Annotated in this window: 23 protein-coding genes and 1 tRNA gene; 13 read left to right on the top strand and 11 right to left on the bottom strand. The window is 67.7% G+C overall.

The window, feature by feature from the left end:
• Positions 1-74 precede the first annotated feature (74 nt).
• On the top strand, positions 75-737 hold the full coding sequence (locus ACW14X_RS14470) for a YdcF family protein (protein WP_457166028.1): 663 nt from the start codon (positions 75-77) through the stop codon (positions 735-737).
• Between the two features lie 527 nt (positions 738-1,264).
• On the opposite strand, the gene ACW14X_RS14465 is transcribed toward ACW14X_RS14470, so the two are convergent.
• Positions 1,265-2,194, bottom strand: coding sequence for an MBL fold metallo-hydrolase (locus ACW14X_RS14465; protein ID WP_457166027.1), 930 nt, complete (start codon positions 2,192-2,194; stop codon positions 1,265-1,267).
• A gap of 72 nt (positions 2,195-2,266) precedes the next feature.
• On the opposite strand from ACW14X_RS14465, the gene ACW14X_RS14460 reads away from it, so the two are divergent.
• From ACW14X_RS14460 to ACW14X_RS14445, 4 genes are all read left to right on the top strand, one after another.
• A complete protein-coding gene (locus tag ACW14X_RS14460; RefSeq protein WP_160026095.1) occupies positions 2,267-3,214 on the top strand; it encodes a hypothetical protein in 948 nt (315 codons plus the stop codon).
• 80 nt (positions 3,215-3,294) lie between these two features.
• Positions 3,295-3,414 (top strand): DLW-39 family protein, encoded by a 120-nt coding sequence (locus ACW14X_RS14455; RefSeq protein ID WP_008355567.1) that lies wholly within the window; start codon positions 3,295-3,297, stop codon positions 3,412-3,414.
• 17 nt (positions 3,415-3,431) lie between these two features.
• Positions 3,432-3,507, top strand: a tRNA-Ala gene (locus ACW14X_RS14450).
• Between the two features lie 17 nt (positions 3,508-3,524).
• Complete coding sequence (locus ACW14X_RS14445; RefSeq protein ID WP_457166026.1) at positions 3,525-4,304, top strand: protein phosphatase 2C domain-containing protein; 780 nt, start codon at positions 3,525-3,527, stop codon at positions 4,302-4,304.
• Positions 4,305-4,350: 46 nt separating this feature from the next.
• Here the strand turns inward: ACW14X_RS14445 and ACW14X_RS14440 are convergent, their stop codons facing one another.
• The 4 genes from ACW14X_RS14440 to ACW14X_RS14425 are packed head-to-tail and all read right to left on the bottom strand — an operon-like array spanning position 4,351 to position 6,265.
• On the bottom strand, positions 4,351-4,947 hold the full coding sequence (locus ACW14X_RS14440; RefSeq protein ID WP_457166025.1) for an SRPBCC domain-containing protein: 597 nt from the start codon (positions 4,945-4,947) through the stop codon (positions 4,351-4,353).
• 3 nt (positions 4,948-4,950) lie between these two features.
• A complete protein-coding gene (locus tag ACW14X_RS14435; RefSeq protein WP_457166024.1) occupies positions 4,951-5,283 on the bottom strand; it encodes an ArsR/SmtB family transcription factor in 333 nt (110 codons plus the stop codon).
• 43 nt (positions 5,284-5,326) lie between these two features.
• A complete protein-coding gene (locus tag ACW14X_RS14430; protein ID WP_457166023.1) occupies positions 5,327-5,830 on the bottom strand; it encodes a hypothetical protein in 504 nt (167 codons plus the stop codon).
• 33 nt (positions 5,831-5,863) lie between these two features.
• On the bottom strand, positions 5,864-6,265 hold the full coding sequence (locus tag ACW14X_RS14425; protein ID WP_160026091.1) for a DUF1304 family protein: 402 nt from the start codon (positions 6,263-6,265) through the stop codon (positions 5,864-5,866).
• Between the two features lie 170 nt (positions 6,266-6,435).
• Between ACW14X_RS14425 and ACW14X_RS14420 the strand changes: the two genes are divergently transcribed.
• Complete coding sequence (locus ACW14X_RS14420; protein WP_457166022.1) at positions 6,436-6,855, top strand: MarR family winged helix-turn-helix transcriptional regulator; 420 nt, start codon at positions 6,436-6,438, stop codon at positions 6,853-6,855.
• 3 nt (positions 6,856-6,858) lie between these two features.
• Here ACW14X_RS14420 and ACW14X_RS14415 read toward each other — a convergent pair whose 3' ends face one another.
• Positions 6,859-7,230 (bottom strand): hypothetical protein, encoded by a 372-nt coding sequence (locus tag ACW14X_RS14415; RefSeq protein ID WP_457166021.1) that lies wholly within the window; start codon positions 7,228-7,230, stop codon positions 6,859-6,861.
• A gap of 311 nt (positions 7,231-7,541) precedes the next feature.
• Between ACW14X_RS14415 and ACW14X_RS14410 the strand changes: the two genes are divergently transcribed.
• The 6 genes from ACW14X_RS14410 to ACW14X_RS14385 all read left to right on the top strand — a co-directional run bounded on the left by ACW14X_RS14410 (position 7,542) and on the right by ACW14X_RS14385 (position 12,247).
• On the top strand, positions 7,542-8,546 hold the full coding sequence (locus tag ACW14X_RS14410; protein WP_457166020.1) for a TauD/TfdA family dioxygenase: 1,005 nt from the start codon (positions 7,542-7,544) through the stop codon (positions 8,544-8,546).
• A gap of 95 nt (positions 8,547-8,641) precedes the next feature.
• Positions 8,642-9,544: a hypothetical protein gene (locus tag ACW14X_RS14405; protein ID WP_457166019.1), complete on the top strand. Its 903-nt coding sequence runs from the start codon at positions 8,642-8,644 to the stop codon at positions 9,542-9,544.
• Positions 9,545-9,566: 22 nt separating this feature from the next.
• Positions 9,567-10,418 (top strand): SURF1 family protein, encoded by an 852-nt coding sequence (locus ACW14X_RS14400; protein ID WP_457166018.1) that lies wholly within the window; start codon positions 9,567-9,569, stop codon positions 10,416-10,418.
• Positions 10,415-10,747: a DUF3817 domain-containing protein gene (locus ACW14X_RS14395; protein WP_160026085.1), complete on the top strand. Its 333-nt coding sequence runs from the start codon at positions 10,415-10,417 to the stop codon at positions 10,745-10,747. Before ACW14X_RS14400 ends, ACW14X_RS14395 begins: the two co-directional genes overlap by 4 nt.
• A gap of 78 nt (positions 10,748-10,825) precedes the next feature.
• The gene (locus ACW14X_RS14390) at positions 10,826-11,335 is read left to right on the top strand and encodes a peptidylprolyl isomerase (RefSeq protein WP_160026084.1); all 510 of its coding nucleotides are present in this window, start codon (positions 10,826-10,828) and stop codon (positions 11,333-11,335) included.
• A 105-nt stretch (positions 11,336-11,440) separates the two neighbouring features.
• A complete protein-coding gene (locus ACW14X_RS14385; protein WP_350717518.1) occupies positions 11,441-12,247 on the top strand; it encodes a rhomboid family intramembrane serine protease in 807 nt (268 codons plus the stop codon).
• Between the two features lie 144 nt (positions 12,248-12,391).
• On the opposite strand, the gene ACW14X_RS14380 is transcribed toward ACW14X_RS14385, so the two are convergent.
• Complete coding sequence (locus tag ACW14X_RS14380; RefSeq protein ID WP_141802023.1) at positions 12,392-12,853, bottom strand: cell division protein CrgA; 462 nt, start codon at positions 12,851-12,853, stop codon at positions 12,392-12,394.
• A gap of 43 nt (positions 12,854-12,896) precedes the next feature.
• Between ACW14X_RS14380 and ACW14X_RS14375 the strand changes: the two genes are divergently transcribed.
• On the top strand, positions 12,897-13,685 hold the full coding sequence (locus ACW14X_RS14375) for a DUF881 domain-containing protein (RefSeq protein ID WP_160026082.1): 789 nt from the start codon (positions 12,897-12,899) through the stop codon (positions 13,683-13,685).
• Positions 13,686-13,719: 34 nt separating this feature from the next.
• On the opposite strand, the gene pknB is transcribed toward ACW14X_RS14375, so the two are convergent.
• From pknB to ACW14X_RS14355, 4 genes are read right to left on the bottom strand one after another with little or no spacing between them, the layout of a single operon-like run.
• Complete coding sequence (gene pknB / locus ACW14X_RS14370) at positions 13,720-15,528, bottom strand: Stk1 family PASTA domain-containing Ser/Thr kinase (protein WP_457166017.1); 1,809 nt, start codon at positions 15,526-15,528, stop codon at positions 13,720-13,722.
• Positions 15,521-17,074, bottom strand: coding sequence for a serine/threonine protein kinase (locus tag ACW14X_RS14365; protein WP_457166016.1), 1,554 nt, complete (start codon positions 17,072-17,074; stop codon positions 15,521-15,523). Before ACW14X_RS14365 ends, pknB begins: the two co-directional genes overlap by 8 nt.
• Positions 17,071-18,537: a peptidoglycan D,D-transpeptidase FtsI family protein gene (locus ACW14X_RS14360; RefSeq protein ID WP_457166015.1), complete on the bottom strand. Its 1,467-nt coding sequence runs from the start codon at positions 18,535-18,537 to the stop codon at positions 17,071-17,073. Before ACW14X_RS14360 ends, ACW14X_RS14365 begins: the two co-directional genes overlap by 4 nt.
• Positions 18,534-19,937, bottom strand: a complete 1,404-nt coding sequence (locus ACW14X_RS14355; protein ID WP_400458480.1) for an FtsW/RodA/SpoVE family cell cycle protein — start codon at positions 19,935-19,937, stop codon at positions 18,534-18,536. Before ACW14X_RS14355 ends, ACW14X_RS14360 begins: the two co-directional genes overlap by 4 nt.
• Positions 19,938-19,941: the final 4 nt, after the last annotated feature.

Raw genomic sequence — 19,941 nt, 5'->3', positions numbered from 1 at the left:
CCTCTTCCTCGTTTTCGGGGTCGTTGTTCGAGGTTCTCCTGGAGCCGCACATTCGACATGCCAGACTGATTGGCATGCCTGCGCTCATGGAGGACGCCCGGACGCTGTGGGAGTTCCACCAGATGCACCACGAGCCACGCGATACCGACGTCGCGATCGGTCTGGGCGGTCATGACATCGGTGTGGCCGAGCACGCCGCAGATCTCTACCGCCAAGGGCGGTTCCCGCTGATCGTCTTCACGGGCGCGAACGCCCCGACGACCGTCGACGACTTCCCTCGAGGTGAGGCGGTCGAGTTCGCGGAGCGGGCCGAGGAACTAGGTGTTCCCGCATCCGCGCTGCGGGTCGAGCCTCGTGCAACCAACACGGGCGAGAACATCGCGTTCACGCGGGACCTCCTCGAGAACGAGGGCATCACGCCACGCACCGCAACCCTGATCAGCCGGCCTTACCAACAGCGTCGGGCGTACGCGACAGCCCGCAAGATCTGGCCCGACCTCGAGGTGACCTGCTCCGCACGTGTGCAGGAGCTGCCCGACTACATCGCCGGCATCGGAAGCACTCGTCGCGTCCTCGACATGCTCGTCGGAGACACGCAACGCCTGTGGGTCTACGCCGACCGTGGCTTCGCCGCGCCTCAGCAGATCGACGACGACACCTATGCGGCGTACGAACGGCTCGTGGCTGCTGGGTACACCGGCCGACTGCTTGAATCGAACGCACGTTCGATACGATGAGGTGTGTCGGCCAACCCTCCTAAGAACGACGCCTGGCCTGCTCCCAGGAACTGGCTGCACGTCTGGGTGCACCGCCGCCGACGGAACTATCCGCCGCCCATGCCCGGCCTCGTCCTCAAATGGGAGCTGCACAAGGGCCGGTGGCGCGCCTGGGTGATCTGGGTGGACACCACGTACGACAAGCCAGAGATCCGGTGGGACTGGTTAGGTGTCGACGAGATGCGGCCCGCGAAGAGTGACATCAACGTATGGAACGACCGGAGACGCAGGTAGCCATACGTACGCTCTCCAGCCCACGAGGCGCCCGTCAGAGGGTCGCTAACTAGACCGCGGTCCCGAGTCGGTACCCGAGACCACGGCACCAGCGGCACACTTCGTGGTGTCACGCTCCACGTCGGAGAAGTCACCCAGATGGCCCGTTGGCGCTGAACACGGTAACCAGTCACGTGCCATGGATGCACGTGACCGCGTCCAGTCCGTGATACCCAGACGATCCCGGCTGGCCGATGGCGGGGGGCTCCTTGCTCCTAGAGCTTGCTGGACGCGTCGTGGTCGTGGGTGGGGACGACCCGCATCAGGTGGCGAGCCAGGTGCAGGCGGTGGAGGGTGGCGAAGGCGGCGTCTCGGTCCTCGTCGACGAGGTCTCCGGGGAAGGCCGGCTTCTGCCTGATCAGGTCGACCTGGTCGTAGTGCCAGGCGGCGTCGCCGGCGATCAGGACCCAGCCCGACGGGGTTCGGGCGAGGACGCCGATGCTGCCCGGCGTATGGCCGGCGAGCTCGACGAGCAGGACGGAGCTGTCGCCGAACAGGTCGTGGGAGGCGGTGAAGGTCGCGACGGGTGGGCCGTCGAGGTCGTACGTCTCCACGGGGCGGCCGTCGGTCAGGGCCGGGCGGACGCCGCCGACAGGAGGCTGACCAGGGCCGAGGATCCAGTCGCGCTCGATGGTCCGAAGGCGTACCGGCAGGCCGGGGAGATCCAGGAGGCCGCAGACGTGGTCCCAGTGTGCGTGGGTCGGGAGGGCGAAGTCCGGCTTGACCAGCGCCGTCTGCAGTGAGTCGACGGTGGCAATGGTGTCCGCCGGCGGCGTTACCAGGCGTCGCAGCATGCCCGGGAGCTCGCTCAGGGCTCGTACGGGGGCGTCGCGGCAGTAGGACGGATCGACGACGAACGTCGCCTCGGGATGAGTGATCACGAAGCAGGTCATGGCGTTGCGTACGCGCCGGCGGAGTCCCGCGCCCTCGATGAGGCCGCCGGCGGGCAGGCTGCGTGGGACCTGAGGCATCGTGCTGACCGTCACCGTTCGGTCGCCCTGCGGCAGGCCGGCGTCGGTGATCGAGGAGAGAAGTCGTTCGTCCGGGCGGCGCGGCCGCAGCATGCCGCGCCCGAATCCGGTCAGGGCGCCGATCAGCTCTCGAGCTGTCGGCGTGGCAGGGGAAGCAGTGGGGTCGCTCGTCACACAAAGAACCTAGCGACCAGGGCACGGTACGCCATCCGACCGCGGTAGGAACCGCATGCGAATATCACCAGCATGACGAAGATCGACCTTCCGTTCGACCTCGACTCCATCCCGGGACGTACTCGCCGGTGGGTCAGGGGCGGGATGAAGCGCACCGAGAGGTGGGGGAAGCGGATGGGCGGTCGCGTCGGCCCGCTCATCCCCAACACGCTCGCCACCGGGGGCACCGACGACTGGACGCCGCAGGGGCTGGGCTACGGCCCGGACACCAACATGCTGGCCCAGAGCTACTACTCCCACGACAAGGGGTCGGCGCTGGTGCTGGTCGACCTGAAGAGCGGGAAGACCGCCGCCGAGGTGCTGCTCGTGGGTCACCACGGCAAGGCCGGTCCCGGGCACGCCGGCGGGGTCGCGATCGACGGTGACGACGTCTGGGTCTCCAAGGGTGCCGGCGGCGGCAAGGGTCGGCTCTACCGCTACTCGCTCTCGGCCATCCGGAACGCGGCGAAGGGCACCGAGGTCGAGCCGATCGAGGCACCGGCGAAGGTCGCGGCCGGCTCCTACTGCCGGATCCGTGGAAACCGCCTCTACGTGGGCGGCTTCGGAAACCAGACGCTGTTCGCGTACGAGAAGGACGCGAGCGGTGAGTGGGACTTCTCCGAGCCGGTCCTTTCGACCACCACCCCGCCCAAGGTCCAGGGTGTCGTCGTGCGCCGCGACGAGTACGTCTTCTCCTCCTCGTTCGGCCGGCACCGGCCGAGCACGATCTTCGTCTGCGAGCGGAAGCCCGACGGCGGTGTCGGTGCGGTGCGCCGCAAGTTCAGGTTCCCGAACATGGCCGAGGCGATCGTCGAGGTCTCGGGCGAGCTCATCACCACCTACGAGTCCGGCGCCTCCCCCTACAGCCGGCCCTCGGCGTACGGGTTCGGCATCCTGACCGGCCGGATGTGGGCGAGCACCCACATGACCTGCACCCCGATCGCCTCCCTGGGCCTCGCCCCCGACCCCGAGGCCGGTTGATTTCGTACGCTTCACGGCGGGCCGGTACGCTTTCCTGGTCTAACGGGCAGCGATGCCCACCACGACCTGCAGGAGAAGACATGAAGAAGATCGTCCTCGTACTGCTGGCCGCGGCTGGCATCGTTCTCGCCAAGAAGAAGCTCGACCAGTCCAACCCCGAAAAGGGTCACTGGGCCGCGGCGACCGACAAGGTGAACTGACCGACGGACACCCGTCCGGGGCGTTGGCGCAATTGGTAGCGCACCTGCTTTGCAAGCAGGGGGTTAGGGGTTCGAGTCCCCTACGCTCCACCAGGATTCGAGGCTGCTGAGTGAGCATCCGTCTTAGCAGCGAGGTCTACACCGAGACCTCACCGACTCATCGGGTCAACGAGGACTTCGTGCTCGTCGGGCAGGACTTCGTCATCGTGCTCGACGGTGCGACACCGGTCGCCGGGCTCGAGAACGGGTGCAGCCATGACGTGCCGTGGCTGGTGCGTCATCTCGGCCTCCATCTGGCCGAGGGACTCATCGCTCCTGGCGACGCCAGCCTGGTGAGCATCCTCGAGGACGCGATCCGTCGAGTCTGCGAAGCGCATGCCGACACGTGCGATCTCGACGACCCGAACAGCCCGTCCTCGACCGTCGCGCTCCTCCGCCTCCGGGGCGAGCGCGCGGACTACCTGGTCCTGGCGGACTCGTCGGTCGTGTTCCGGATGACCGACGGCAGCATCCTCCCGATCACGGACGACCGGCTCGATCACCTCGATGACTACTCGGTCGCCGGGTTCGGCGCGGTTCGCAACACCGCAGAGGGGTTCTGGGTCGCCAGCACCAAGCCGGAGGCCGCACGGCAGGCGGTCACCGGCAGCGTCGACCTCCGCTCGCGCTCGGTCCATTCCGTCGCTGTGCTGACCGACGGCGCCGCGACGCTCGTCGAGAGGCATGGCCGGACGTGGGCGGAGCTCTTCGCCGTCCTCGACCTTGGCCCGGAGGAGCTGGTGCGGCGTACGCGGGAGGCCGACGAGGCCGCCACGGCCGAGTTCCGGGGGAAGCGGCACGACGATGCGACCGCCGTGCTGTGCCACCTCGTCGACGGCGACATCCCCTGACGGCGTACGAACGAAAATTCGTTCGTACGCCGGTCACCCGTGCCGGCTACGAGAGCAGCGCGGCGTACGTCGGTCGCAGCTCGTCGGTGCGGTCCTTGACGTGCTGGACGACGTGGGCGGAGGCCTCCTCGGTCATGGGCGACGGGCCCTCGTCGAGGAGGTCGGCGAGCTCGTCCAGGCAGACGTGCCAGCCGACGGCGGTGTCCGTGTTGCCGGTGGGGCTGCCGAGCCAGGTCGTGAAGGTGAGGCGGGTGCCGTCGTCGGTGGGCTCGAGGTCGAAGCGGAGCAGATCCGTCAGGTCCTCGCGACCGTCCATCCCCCACGTGAACTCGAAGGCCCGAGGCGGGTCCCAGACCCGCAGCTCCCCCGCCGAGACGTAGTTGCCCGGGTCGACGCCCATCTCCTCGATCGCCTCGGTGGTGCTCGCCAGCTCCAGGCCTTCGGGCCAGAACGGGAGGCTCAGCCGCGCCCCGACCGTACGCTCGCCGACGATGTCGGTCGGAAACCAGTGCCGCAGGCCGTCCGTCTCGGTCAGGGCCCGCCACACCTTCTCGGGTGAGTGGCGGAGCAGGCGTACGTAGCGAAGACCCCTCCGCTCGCCGTCGAGGAGCACCTCGCCCATGGGTCCGGTCGTCGTGGTCATCTTTCAGTCCTCCTTGTGGTCAGGGTCGTCGAGCTGGTCCAGGTGACGCTCGAGCGCATCGAGACGGTCGGCCCACATCCGGCGGTACGGCGCCAGCCACTCCTCCAGCTCCCGGAGCCGTTCGGGACGCAGCCGGTAGTGACGGCGCGGTCCGTCGATGCGTACGTGAACCAGGTCCGCCTCGCCAAGTGTCCGTAGATGCTTGGACACATTGGGCTGAGCGAGTCCGAGGGTGTCGACCAGCTCGCCCACCCCCATCTCACGCTGACAGAGCAGGTCGAGGATCTGCCGACGGGTCGGGTCGGCGATCACGCTGAAGACGTCTCGGGTGGGCACGCCCTCAAATATGCCTCGATAGGAATATGCCTGTCAAGGCATGTCAGGACAGCAGATCGTTGACCACCAGGCCGACTGTCGCAACGGCGGACAGGGCCGCGAGCACCCAGAGAACGGTCGACCCGTGTCCGGACAAGAGGGCGCGCCGGGGCGGCTCGGTAAGCGAATCGGGAGGTGAGATCCGCCGTTCCTGCTCGTCTCCCATCCAGTCGATGTCGTCCCGCTCATCTTCGTCGCGAGCGCCGCCCGGGTAGGCGGAGCCGGGCGTCACGGCCGGCTTCGAAGAAGGACGGAGCCACGGGTCCTCGAGGCCGTGTGCAGCCACGGGTGCCTTTCGTTCCGTCAGGGCGAGCAGTTGCGCGGTATCGGCGGCGAGTGCCGCGTCCAGGTGAACCCGCGCCGGATGCCCCTCGGGAAGGTCCTTGAGGAGCTGGACGTAGCGCTCGATCCGGCTGAGGAGACGGGCTCGGCGACTGCCGTTCTTGAATATCCAGGCAAGGCACGCGAGTGCTACCGCGAAGAGCCCCGAGATGACCGCTGCGCCCATGGGTCGGAGCGTAGTGGCCGGGAGCGCATCCCGCTATCCAACTGCGATCGCGATCAGCGCGATGGCGGGGAGCACGGACGCGGCGATGGTCCCCTTGATGCTGCCGCCGCGTGGGAGCCAGTATCCGAGGGCGTCGGCGATCCCCATGAACAACGAGGCGAGCAGCATGTAGATGGTGGTGACGACAACGACGGTGACGCCGGTGGACTCGTCGCCGAAGTTCACCATCCAGAGGCCGACGAGCGTGCCGACGCCGGCGAGAGCGTTGCGGGCGCCGATGCAGAACGACCACAGGTGGACGTTGCGGATCCCGTTCGATTCGATGCCGAGGAACCGCTGGACCTCGGGGCGATGGATGAGGAAGGCCTCGAAGGGGAAGACGGCGATGAGGATCAGCGCGGCGATGGCGGCACTGAGCTGGGCGACTGCGTTCATGGGAACCTGCTCGCGACGGGCCCCGACGAGCGAGGCTGTGATGATCGTGGATGCAACACGCGTCCGGCAGGGCCCCGTGATCAGACGTTTGTCTGGACACCGGAGAGCGGTATGATAGTCAGTCTTACTGACTATATTGACCAGGGTGCCGCACAGTGTCAAGGGGCTCGATGGACGTCGCAACGCTCATGCTCATCGCCTACCGGGCGATGGACGAACGGGTCATCTCCGCGATGCGGGACGCGGGCTATGACATCACCGTCGCGCAGGCCCGGCTGGCCCAGCGGATCGCCGTGAACGGCTCGCGCCTGGTCGACCTGGCCGAGCAGGCCCAGGTCACCAAGCAGACCGCGAGTGTGCTGGTCGCGGCGCTGGAGAGCAAGGGGCTCGTGGAGCGGGTCCCGGACCCGATCGACGGCCGGGCGCGCCTGATCAGGTTCACGGCCACCGGGCAGGACGCCGCTGACCGCGCTCGCGAGGTGGTGATGAGCGTCGAGCAGGAGTGGAACGACCACCTCGGCCCCCATCTGGCCTCAGCCCTGCGGGAGGCGCTCACCTCGCTGCGCGAGCTCGTCGATCCGTACCAGTGACGCTCAGTCGATGGTGGCCAGCAGGAGGACGAGTCCGAGGACGTAGAGGGCAGTCGCGAGTACGCCGCCGGCGACCACGACCAGGACGGCGAGCTTCTTGCGGGCCAGGCGGACGATCCCCCAGATGCCGAAGACGAGCCAGCAGATCCACGGGGCGAAGACCATCACCGCGACGCCGATGTTCATCATCGTGTAGTTGCAGGTCTCGGAGCAGCCGTCGCTGGCCATGATGGAGAACGCGCCGAAGAAGCTCCCGATGGCGCATCCGCCGAGACCCAGCACGATCAGGACGATGGTCAGCACCTGGTCGGCCGTCGAGCCGCCGAAACCTGCGGTTGTCCTCGGAGGTGAACCCGGCGGGGTCGTCGCTGTCATGGGGCTCAGGATAGGGGTGCGTACGGCCTTCAGAACCCGGGCCGGACGGGCAAATTCGTCGGTAACTGGCAAACCGCAGGGGGGATACATTCCCTAAACAGGTTCGCGGCGATTACGCAAGGGGCCTAATACCTATCGTCTCGATATTTGGACCTATCACTCGTTTGAATTCCGTACGGCGGAACAAGGTGGTCTCGAACTTAGGAAACCCTTTGGTGCGGGCGCCAGAAGACGCTTCTGACGAACCCCTCCACCGCAAAGTCCGAGAGGTCAATGTTGTGGGCGCAGAGTCCGTAGTCACCCGGGTCGAGATGACCCCAGCAGAGTCCCAGGCCGCAGCCGAGCTGTCGGAGTCCTTGCTCGCCCGGTTCGAGAGCCCGGTCTCCTCGGAGTTCCTCGAGACCGCGCCCTTCCTCGGCGGCGAGCTCCCCGACAGTGTCGCCAAGGCGATCCGCGCCTTCCGCTACGGCGATGCGACCGACGCCCTGGTGATCAGCGGACTCCCGGTGACCGCCGGCCCGACTCCGCCGCACTGGAACCACCCCGACGCTCAGGCGCCGCACATGGCCGACTTCTGGCTCGCCCTGATCATGGCCCAGCTCGGCGACGCCGTCTCCTGGTCCTCGCTGCAGGGCGGCCAGTTGGTCAACAACATCCTGCCGATCCAGAAGCAGGAAAACCTGCAGACCGGGCACAGCAGCGACGTCGTGCTCGACCTGCACATCGAGGACGCGTTCAGCAACCTGCGCTGCGACCACCTCGGGCTGATCTCGCTGCGCAACGAGGACATGATCCCGACCACCGCGGTCGGCATCAGCTCGATCGACGTGACCGGCCCTGAGTACGCTCCGTTGTTCGAGCCGCGCTACGTCATCCACCCCGACGACGAGCACCTGCGCAACCTTCGCGAGGCCGGCGTCAACGAGGGCGAGCTGCTCGCCGCGCCGACCGCCGTTCTCTTTGGCTCGCCCCAGGCTCCCGATGTCCGGCTCGACCCGCCTTACATGGCGGCTCTGCCGGGTGACGTCGAGGCCGACCGGGCGCTCCAGCTGCTCATCATGGAGCTCTCCGCGAACGTCGAGGACGTCGCGCTGGCTCCCGGCGAGATCCTCATCGTCGACAACCACCGTGCACTGCACGGCCGTAAGCCTTTCACGGCTCGCTACGACGGCACCGACCGTTGGCTCCGCCGCCTCACGACCGTCAAGGACCTGCGCCGCAGTCGGGTCGCTCGGTCCGAGGCCTCCTCGCGGATCATCGACCCGGTGCTCGAGCCTCTTCCCGCATCCCTTGAGCTCACAGGCGCTGGTCGCTGACGCTCGGGATCAAGGAGGCCGCAGGCGCGTTCCGCCTGCGGCCTCCATCTATTTCGTGCCGCCGACCGTGACAGGGATCCGGAATACTCGTTGGGGTGAACGTGAGGCGATGGGGCATGTGCGTGCTGGCCGTTGGGCTGGCCCTTGCGCTGGTCGGCTGCGGGGACGACAGCGAGCCGAAGAAGCCGGAAGCGGCGCCGTCGGAGGACACCTACCCCGTGTACGCCGCGACCATGGGCCCCGTCGAGGCGGCCATGACGTTCGTGCCGGAGGGTGCGAAGACGCTGGCAGTGACCGACTACGGCGAGGTGAAGTCGCTCTTCGGGCTCGACGACATCACCGGCCGGTCGAGCCCCGCGGACCAGAGCGACTTGTGGAACCGGGCCGACAAGGAGGCCGCCCAGGTCAGCGGTGGTCTGCTGCGTGGGGTCGATCAGCGTCTGCGCGACACGTACCAGTGGGGCGCGGCCGATGTCGTCTGGGAGGCGAGGTTCACCGGCGGCGGCAAGGACGGGTACGTCATCAGGGTCGCCGACCGGGTCAAGCCCGGACCGGCGATCAAGGCGGGCGTCGGCCCGCTGAAGGGCGCGACGTTCGACCCGGAGACCCACCTGATCACCAAGAACACTGCACGCCCGGACGCGGAGAACTGGGCGGCGCAGGAGGTGATGGTCGCCGTCGCCGGAGGCCCTGCCACCTCGACGTATGTCGTCAAGGGCTGCGCCGAGGGTGGGCCGAAGGAGAAGACCAGGCTGGCGCCGGTCGAGGCCTACTCGGTCGAGTTCGGCGGCGGGCTGGCCACCCTGCGGCTCGGCGAGGACCGTGACGACCTGTTCTACCGGCTGAAGCTGGGCGATCAGGTCGCGGCGTACGAGAAGGTCTTCACCAACGGTGTCGCCGATCCGTCCACGGGGCGGATCGGGTTCCGGGTGACGAACCCGGTGACCGCGGCCACCCTGGTCACCACGGAACCCGTCCCGTTCGCGGTCTGTGACTGAGGGGCCGTACTCTGGAAGGGCTATGGCCGCCCAGACCACTCCCCCGCGCAGTGCATATCCACGTGGGATCGTCTCCCCCAGGTTGTGGGGTGCGCACGCGCTGGTGGTGATCTTCGTGACCGGCGCGGTGCTGCTCGGGGTCTGGCAGTACCAGTCGAGCCAGCAGGACAAGCAGGACCAGGTCGCGGAGCTGGTGCACGCGAAGCCGAAGGCGTTCACCGACCTGATCGGGCCCAACGACGCCTTCCCATGGGAGCAGATCGGCCGCCCCGTGACCGTCTCAGGGATCTGGATGCCCGAGGAGACCATCTTCATCGACGGGATGGAGCGAGGCTCTCAGGTCGGCTTCTGGGCCGTCACACCGGTGCTCGTCGAGGACACCGAGTCGGCCGTCTACGTCGTTCGCGGCTGGACCCCTGAGGTCGGCAGCGCACCGCCCGCGCCGCGCGGCCACGTCACCGTCACCGGCTGGCTGCAGCCCAGCGACTGGACCGACGTCGCCGACGACCGCAAGTCCGACAACGTCTTCCCGCAGCTGGACGTCTCCGACCTGATCTCGCGCACCAGCTACGACCTCTACAGCGCCTACCTGGTTCGCTCGCCGGTCGAGGACAACTGGCCGGCCAGCTCGATGCCGGTCAACGACGGGGCCACGGACGTCGCCGACGTGCCCGCCCCGCAGCTGCCCGAGCCGGAGGCCACGACCGGGCTGCGCAACCTCCTCTACGCGATCGAGTGGTGGCTGTTCGGCATCTTCGGGATCTACGTGTGGTGGCGCTACGTGCGCGACACCCTGCGTCCCCGCGATGACGACGAGGACGAAGAAGACCCTGAGAAAATCACTCAGGATGAGCGCGTACCCTCAGACGCGTGAACAAGCTGTTCGGCACCTACAAGGTGCTTGCGTACGTCGTGGGTGTGCTGCTGCTCGTCGGCACGATCTCCTCGCTGTTCAAGTATCTGCTCCCCGAGGGCACCGCCCTGCAGTCCTTCGGCGAGGCGATGACGCCGCTGTGGGTCGCGCACGGCTGGATCTTCATCATCTACGTGATCGTCGCCTTCCTGCTGACGCAGAAGGCCCGCTGGACGATCCCCGAGTTCCTCCTGATGATGATCGCCGGCCTGATCCCCGGTCTGATCTTCTGGGTCGAGCGCCGCGTCGCCGACCGGATCGCTCCCAAGCTCGCTGACGCGGCCTCCTGACCTCAGGTCCGCGACCGACACTGTGGGAGGATCGAGGAGTTACATCCCGTACCAATCCCAATGTCGGAAGGGCAGGTCATGGCTGACCAGAAGGCCATCCTCCACACCAATCACGGTGACATCACGATCACCTTGTTTCCCAACCATGCTCCGGAGACGGTCGCCAACTTCGTCGGCCTCGCCACGGGGACCAAGGAGTACACGGACGACGCCGGCCGCTCCGGTGTTCCCTACTACGACGGTCTCGGCTTCCACCGTGTCATCGAAGGGTTCATGATCCAGGGCGGTTGCCCCCTGGGCACCGGTACGGGCGGCCCGGGCTACACCTTCAAGGACGAGCCGCACCCCGAGCTCACCTTCGACAAGCCCTACCTGCTCGCGATGGCCAACGCCGGCCCCGGCACCAACGGCTCGCAGTTCTTCATCACCACCGGCCAGGCGCCGTGGCTGAACTTCAAGCACACCATCTTCGGTGAGGTCGCCGACGAGGAGTCGAAGAAGGCCGTCGACTCGATCTCCGGCACCAAGACGGGTGCGATGGACCGCCCGGTCGAGCCGGTCGTCATCGAGAAGGTCGAGATCGTCTAGTTGTCCGACTCGACCCCGGTCGGGGTGCCGGTCTGCTACCGCCACCCCGACCGTGAGACGCATATTCGCTGTCAGCGATGCAGCCGGCCTATCTGCCCTGACTGCATGACGCCCGCCTCGGTCGGCTTCCAGTGCCCCGAGTGCGTGCGTGAGGGCCACAAGTCCGTACGCCAGCCCAAGCGCTTCACCGGCGCGCGCGTGAGCTTCCGGGCGCTCCCGGTGACCTTCTCGCTCATCGGCGTCAACGTCCTGGTCTGGCTGAGCATCGTCCTCACCGGTGGATCCGGGTCGAGGATCGCCGACTTCCTCGCGATCCGGCTACAGGGCTACTGCCTCACGCCTGACGGTGGGTTCGCGGTGCCGAACGACGTCTGCCGGGCGAGCGGCTACACCTGGATGCCTGGGGTCGACGACGGAGCGTTCTGGCAGCTGCTGACCTCGACGTTCACCCACGTCTCGATCATCCACCTGGCCGTGAACATGCTGTCGCTCTACATGCTCGGCTCGTTCCTCGAGCCGATCGTGGGCAGGCTGCGGCTCCTGGTCTTCTACCTGATCTCCGGCCTGGCGGGCTCCGCCCTGGTGGTCTGGGCGTCGGCACCGGCCGGGTCGACCGTGGGCGCCTCCGGTGCCATCTTCGGCCTGCTGGGTGTCCTGGTGGTGCTCTTCGTCAGGGCCGGGCAGTCGCTCTCCCCGCTGCTGCCAGTGCTCTTGATCAACGCGGGCATCACCTTCTTCGGCAACGGCATCTCCTGGCAGGGGCACGTCGGCGGCTTCATCGGCGGTCTCGTCGTCGCGGGCATCTTCACCTCGCTCCGGGCCGACCGGAAGGCACCGTTGCAATGGGCTGCCCTGGGTGCCTTCACGTTGGGCTTGCTTGCCCTGATCGGCGTACGGATCATGCTGTTCTGATGCCTTCGAGGCAGGTGTTTTCGGAGCGTTTTCACCGCGTGGACAAATCCACAGGTGTGGATGGCCCTGTGGAGAACTACATCCGTGTAACGCAAAGCGGCGCAAACCAAAGGTTTGCGCCGCTTTCGCCGTCTAACGAGAGGGTCACTCCCACTTCGTGGCGAAGGTGAAGCCCACCGCCATGAAGCCGATGCCGACCAGGAGGTTCTTCTGGCCCAGGTCGTTGAAGACCCAGATCTTGTCCAGGTGGTCGTTGGCGAAGACGTAGAAGACGCAGATCCAGATCAGGCCGATGACGAAGCAGCCGAGCATGCCGACCACGACGCCGCGGCCACGGCCCAACGGGGTCTTCGGGTGAGCGGCGACGGCCAGGCCCAGGAAGAGCAGGACGAAGCCGATCAGGTAGTTCCACCCCTCGAGCTTCTGCACCGGCTTCGGCCCGGTGAAGTCGCCACCGACCTCGTTGGGGCGGACCCCGACGTAGTAGTAGGCGATCCAGCCGATGCCGAGGGCGATCAGCAGCAGGGCGACCCCGAAGCGCGGAGTGAAGATCGGCTCCTTGGGAAGGTCGAGATCACTCTTCTTCGAGAGCTTGAGCTTGGCCACGGGTGATGCTCCTCAGACAAATGTGATTGCTGCGCATACCCTAATGGTCGTGAGCTCCGGAACCCAGGCGAACCCCACACCTAAACCAAAGCGCTGGTCCCGCGTGACCTCTTGGCGGCTTGGTACGCCCGTCGTGGTGCTGCTCTGTGGCGGCCTGCTCGCGGTGAGTTTCGTGAACGCCGACGGCACCGACCTGCGTCCGGGCCGCTACGAGGACCTGGCGACGCTCGTCGACGGCGAGCGGATCCGCTACAACCGCCTCGAGGCCCAGCTGACCGACCTGCAGAGCGAGGTGGACCAGCTCACCAGCGGCGTCACCGACAAGGACGTCAAGAAGCTCCAGCACCAGTCCGCGCGGCTGGCCGATCCGGCCGGCACCTCCGACCACAGCGGCGCCGGCATGCAGATCGTCCTCGGCGACGCGCCCTCGGAGGTCCAGGAGAGCTACACGGGTGACGACCCGAACTCGCTCGTCGTCCACCAGCAGGACATCCAGGCCGTCGTCAACGCGCTCTGGGCCGGCGGCGCCGAGGCGATCACCATCGCCGGCAAGCGGATCATCACCACCACCGGCATCAAGTGCTCCGGCAGCACCGTGCAGCTCGACGGCGTCCCCTACCCCCAGCCGTACGTCATCGAGGCGGTCGGCGACCCCGACCGGCTGCAGGCCGCGATCGACCGCGACAACCACGTGCAGAACTACCGGGCCGACGCCCGCGACCCCAACGTCCAGATCGGCTGGTTCCTCAAGCCGCTGACCTACCTCACCGCGCCGGCCTACGACGGCCTGCTCGACGTGAAGTACGCGAAGCCCCTGCCTCAGGAGAAGTGAGACAGGGGCTTCGGCTGAGCCTCGGCGTCCGGGGCTACGGTGCCGCCGGGGTGCTCGGCGGGAGCGCCGGGTCGCACGTCGGCGGGTCACCCGGGTCGGCGGTCTGCGTGGCCGACGCCGACGGGTTGGCCGGGTCGGTGCCGGGCACCAGCGTCTGACAGCTCGGCAGGGCCTCCTCCTTCGTCGAGACGAAGATGATCACCTCGCCGTCCTGCGCGAGCGGCGTGCCCTTGGCCGGGGTCTGCTCGACGACGGTGCCCTTGGGCTTGTCGGTGTTGGGCTCGTCCTTGCGTACGGGCGTGAACCCGGCGTTGCGGAGGATCTCCTCGGCCTGCTCGGCCGTCTTCCCGACCACGTTCGGGACCTTGTTCGGGCCCTTGGAGACGGTGAGAAGGACTTCTGTGCCCTTGCCGGTGGTCACGCTCTGGTCGGCAACCGGGTCAGACTCGATCACGGTGCCCTTGTCCTCGTCGGACTCTTCCGTCTCGATCTTCACCGTGAAGTTGTAGGGATCACCCTCGAGCAGCTCCTTGGCCGTCTTCTGCGGCATCCCGATCACGTTGGGCATCTCCCGGTTGGGTGGCCCGGTGGAGACCGTCAGGGTGACGGTGCTGCCCTCTTCGACGTCCTCGCCGGCTGACGGGTCCTGGGAGATCACGACGCCGACGGCGACGGTGTCGCTCGACTCCTGCTTGATCGCGCCCTTCAGCTTGGCCGTGCTCAGCTCGGCCATCGCCTTCTCCTGGGTCAGACCGGTCACGTCGGGCGCAGGGGTGGTCTGCGGCCCGAGGGCCGCAGGCAGGAAGTAGGCACCCAACCCGATGAGGCCGACGATGACCAGACCGAGCAGGATGAGCACCCACGGGCGCGGGCCTTCGGGGCGGTCGTCCTGGGGCGGGTAGTAGCCACCGTTGGTGGGGTCGCCACCGTAGGGGCCGACAGCGCGGTTCTGGGCGACCTGCGTCTGGTCCATGCTCGGCGGCACGGTCGCCTGGACCGGACGCCCGGCGAGGTAGCGCTCGATGTCGGTGCGCATCGCCTGCGCGGACTGGTAGCGGTCCTCGACCCGCTTGGCCAGCGACTTCATCACGATCGCGTCGAGCTCACGGGTCAGCGTCGGGTCGTGGGCAGAGGGAGGCTGAGCCTGCTCGCGTACGTGCTGGTAGGCCACCGAAACCGGCGAGTCGCCGACGAACGGCGGACGGCCGGTGAGCAGCTCGTAGAGGAGGCAGCCGGCCGAGTAGACGTCGGAGCGGGCGTCGACCTGCTCGCCACGGGCCTGCTCGGGGCTCAGGTACTGCGCGGTGCCGACCACGGCCGCGGTCTGGGTCATCGTCGACTGGGCGTCGTTGAGAGCCCGGGCGATGCCGAAGTCCATCACCTTCACGTCACCGGCCGGCGTCAGCATGACGTTGCCCGGCTTGATGTCGCGGTGGATGATCCCGTTGCGGTGGCTGTAGTCGAGAGCGTTGAGTACGTCGGAGCTGATCTCCAGGGCCCGCTCGGGCAGGATCTTGCGACCCTCACGGAGTACGTCGCGCAGCGTGCGGCCGGCGACGTACTCCATCACGATGTAGGGCTGGGCGACGCCGTCGTCGGACTTCTCCTCGCCGGTGTCGTAGACCGACACGATCGAGGGATGGTTGAGCTTGGCCGAGGACTGCGCCTCGCGCCGAAAACGGGCCTGGAAGGTCGCATCGCTGGCGAGATCGACCCGCAGCCGCTTGATTGCGACCACGCGGCCGAGCCGGTGGTCGGTGCCCTTGCGGACCTCCGCCATACCGCCACGGCCGAGCAGCTCGCCGACCTCGTAGCGACCGGCCAGGAGAGCTCCCTCAGCCATTGCCGCCCCCGTTGCCGTTGCCGCCGCCGCCATCGGTGTTCTCGTCCCCCGGAAGATCAGGGATGCCCCAGTCGGAGGACTCTCCGTCGGTCGGCTCCTCCTCGTCGCTCTCTTCCTCGTCGGGCTCCTCCTCGGCGGGAGGCTGCTCGACCACGGGGCGCTCGCCGTAGTAGCGGATGGTGATCGGGTCGCCCTCGTAGAGGTTGCGGGTCGGGTCGAGGCCGGCGACCGTGTCGGGCTCGTAGCTGCCGTCGTTGTTCTGGACCGCCACCTTGACGTTCAGCCCGAGGTCGCTCAGCTCGGAGCGCACCTCATCGACGTTGCGGCCGACGTAGTCGTCCTCGTCGATCTCGACGCGCTGCGGCTCCTCCTCGGGCTCCTCCGACGGGGTGGGAGTGGGGGAGGCCGAAGGAGTGGTGGACGTGTCGTTGGCCGGAGGAGACTTCGGGTCCGCGCCGAGGGTCATGATGATCCAGATGATCGCGACGATGACGGCCACGAGCATCAGGATGACGACGATGTTGAACGGCTTCTTGTACCAGGGCTTCTGCTCGTCGTCCTCGTCGTACCGGTCGTACGGGTCCTGGTAGCGAGGTGGCGGCGGACCCTCGGGACCGCCCGTGGCGCCCTGCATGCCGACGTAGTTCTGAGTGGGCGAGGGCACCGGGTCCATGACCGACGTCGCGGTCGCGTCACCGGGCGCCGCCGCGGCGACGACAGTGGTGGCATCGGCGTCCGGGTCAGCGGCGCCGTGACCGATCATCGCGCTGGTGAACGCGGCCGCGTCGGCGTAGCGGAGGCTCGGGTCCTTCTGCAGGCTCCGCATCACGATCGCGGCCAGGTCGGCCGGGACGTGGTCGGGCAGCGGTGGGACCGGGTCATGCAGGTGGGCGATCGCGGTCGCGACCGGGGTCTCCTTCTGGAACGGCCGGTAGCCGGCCAGGCACTCGAAGGCGACCACGCCGAGGGAGTAGACGTCGGAGGCGGGCGTGGCCTTCTCGCCACGTGCCTGCTCGGGGCTGAGGTACTGAGGGGTTCCCATCACCTGGCCGGTGCCGGTGATGCCGGTCGAGGCCTGCGCGCGGGCGATGCCGAAGTCGGTGACCTTCACCTTGCGCTGCGGGGTGACCAGGAGGTTGGCGGGCTTGACGTCACGGTGGACGATGCCGGCCCGGTGCGCGGCGGCCAGAGCGTCGCCGGCCTGACCGAGCAGGTCGCGTACGACCTCGGGGGCCAGCGGTCGGCCGTCACGGAGCAGCTCGGAGAGCGGCTTGTGGTCGACCAGCTCCATCACCAGGAACGGTCGCATCAGGCCGGAGGCGGTCGGCATCTCGCCGACGTCGTAGACGGCCACCACGTTGGGGTGGTGGAGCGCCGCGGCATGCTTCGCCTCGGACTCGAACCGGGACCGGCCGATCGGGTCCTCGGCATGCTCGGGCTTGAGGAGCTTGATCGCGACCTCGCGGTTGAGGGTCGTGTCAGTCGCTCGCCACACCTCGCCCATCCCGCCGGTGCCGATGAGCTCGTGGAATACGTAACGACTCATGAGATCGCTGCCTCCATCATGGCCTTCGCGATTGGGCCGCCCAGCCGTCCGCCGGCGATCTCGCTGCGTTCGGTGCCGCTCTTCTGGACCATCACGGCGACCGCGATGGACGGGTTCTCCGCCGGGGCGAACGAGGTGAACCAGGCGTACGGCGGCTTGTCCGGAGTGGTCTGTGCGGTGCCGGTCTTGCCGGCGACGCTCACGCCGTCGATGGCCGCCGCCTCGGCGGTGCCGTTGTCGACGGTGCTGACCATCATCTGGGTCAGGATCTCGGCGGTGTCCTGCGAGACCGCAGGCTGGTTGTCGATCGGGGTCGGGTTGCCCTGGTCGATGACGTCGAGCGAGGAGGACGTCACCCGGTCGACGAGGTAGGGCTTCATGACCTCGCCGCCGTTCGCGATCCCTGCCGAGACCATCGCCATCTGCAGCGGGGTCGCGATCACGCTCTGCTGACCGATCGCGGCACGGGCCTGCTCGGCCTTGCCGTCGTTGGGCGGGTACTGGCTCTTGGCCAGCGGGCCGATGTCGTCGAGGTAGTCCTGGCCGAAGCCGAACCCCTCGGCCTGCTCCTGCATCTCCTCGTCGGAGAGCTCCATACCGAGAGAACCGAAGGCGGTGTTGCAGGAGACCTCGAGAGCGTGGGTGAGGGTGATCTGCTCGCCCCCGCAGCTGGTGCCGTTGAGGTTGGGCAGGTCGGTCGTGGTGCCGGGGAGATCGAGCGACGCGCCGCCGTAGACCATGCTGTCGCCGTCCATGCCGAGGTTCTCGATCGCGGCCGCGGCGGTGACCAGCTTGAAGGTCGATCCCGGCGGCAGCGCCGTCTGGATGGAGCGGTTGAGCAGCGGCTCGTTCTCGTCCTTCGAGAGCTGGTTGTAGGACTTCTGCGCGGCGTCTATGTCGTTGGTCGCCACCCGGTCCGGGTTGTAGGTAGGGGTGGAGGCCATCGCCAGGATCTTGCCGGTGCTCGGCTCGATCGCGACCGCCGCCGCCTGGACGTCCTCGCCGAGGGCGGTCAGACCCTCGTACGCAGCGTCCTGGACCTTCGGGTCGATGGTGAGCTCGACGTTGCCGCCGGCCGGCTCGGAGTTGGTGACCAGGTCGACCAGGCGGTTGGTGAAGAGCTTGTTGTCCTTGCCCGACAGCACCGAGTCCTGGGATCGCTCGATCCCGGTCTGGCCGTAGGAGAAGGACATGAAACCCGTGATCGGGGCGTACTTCTTGCCGCCCGGGTAGGTGCGCTGCCACTCGAAGGTGTCGTCGCTCGGCTTGCTGGTGGCGATCGCCTTCTTACCCACCAGGATGTCCCCGCGCTGCTGCGAGTATGCCTCTTCGGTGACCCGTCGGTTGTCGGCTCGGTTGTTGTACCAGCTCGCCTTGAAGAACTGGACGTACGTCACGTTGAGCATCAGCGCCACGAACAGGATCAGGCAGCCGACGCTGAGCGTGCGGATGGGGCGGTTCACTTGGTCATCGCCCCTTTGTCGAGCTTGACGATCTGGGTCTCCTCAGCGGCGAGATCTTCATCGGACGGCGCCGTCGGCAATGGACGGCGGGACTGGTCCGAGACGCGCAACAGCAGGGCCACGATCACCCAGTTGGCGACCAGCGAAGACCCACCATACGAGAGGAACGGTGTGGTCAGACCAGTCAGCGGGATGAGCCCGGTCACGCCGCCGACGACCACGAAGGTCTGCAGCGCGATCGAGGTGGCCAGGCCGACGGAGAGCAGCTTGCCGAAGTCGTCGCGGGCCACGATCGCGGTGCGCAGGCCGCGCTCGACGATCAGGCCGTAGCAGAGCAGCAGGGCCAGAAGCGCGGTCAGACCGAGCTCCTCGCCGATCGCCGGGATGATGAAGTCGGAGTTGGCGTAAGGGATCCGCCAGGGCTGGCCGGAACCGAAACCGCGGCCGATCATGCCGCCCCAGGCCATCCCGAACAGGCCCTGGACCAGCTGCTCAGAGGAGGTGCCGTTGGCGTCCGCCGGGAAGTAGTCGAACGGGTTCAGCCAGGTCAGCACGCGGACGCGGACATGGCTGAACAGGCTGATCGCGGCGAAAACCCCGCCCGCGAAGAGCAGCCCGCCGACGACGATCCAGCCCTTGCGCTCGGTCGCCACATAGAGCGTCACCACGAAGAGGCCGTAGAAGAGCAGGCTGGAGCCGAGGTCGCGCTGCAGCACCAGGATCGCGAGGCTGATCACCCACATCATCAGCAGCGGGCCGAGGTCGCGGCCGCGGGGCAGGTCGATGCCGGCGAACCGGCGCCCCGCCAGTGCGAGCGCGTCGCGGTGGACCGCCAGATAGCCGGCGAAGCAGATCACCAGCAGCACCTTGGCGACCTCACCGGGCTGGAAGCTGACCGGCCCGAGGTTGATCCAGATCCGCGCGCCGTTGATCTGCTTTCCGATGATCGGGAGCATCGGCAGGATCAGCATGACCACCGCACCGAGGCCGGCGGTGTAGGTGAACCGCTGCAGCATCCGGTGGTCGGGGACCACGAAGAGGGTGATCAGGAACAGCACCACGCCGATCGTCATCCAGGTCAGCTGCTGGCGGGCGAAGGCATCGGTCTCGCTCGCCCCTGCCGCCAGGTCGAGCCGGTGGATGACCGCCAGACCGAAACCGTTGAGCATCGCCACCAGCGGAAGCAGCACCGGGTCGGCGTACGGAGCCAGCAGACGTACGCCGATGTGGGCCGCCACCAGGAGCGCGACCAGCCAGGTGCCGTAGCCGACGATGTCGACCGGGATCTTCTCCTGAACCCCGAGGCCGACCGCTGCGTACGCACCGATCCCGACCGCCAGGGCCAGGATCAGCAGGACCAGCTCCGCTCCCCGCCGTGACCGGTGGACGAAAACGGGCATGGAA

It is taken from the genome of Nocardioides sp. YJ-D4 (assembly GCF_054031495.1).
This window is presented reverse-complemented; position numbering and strand designations above follow the sequence as displayed.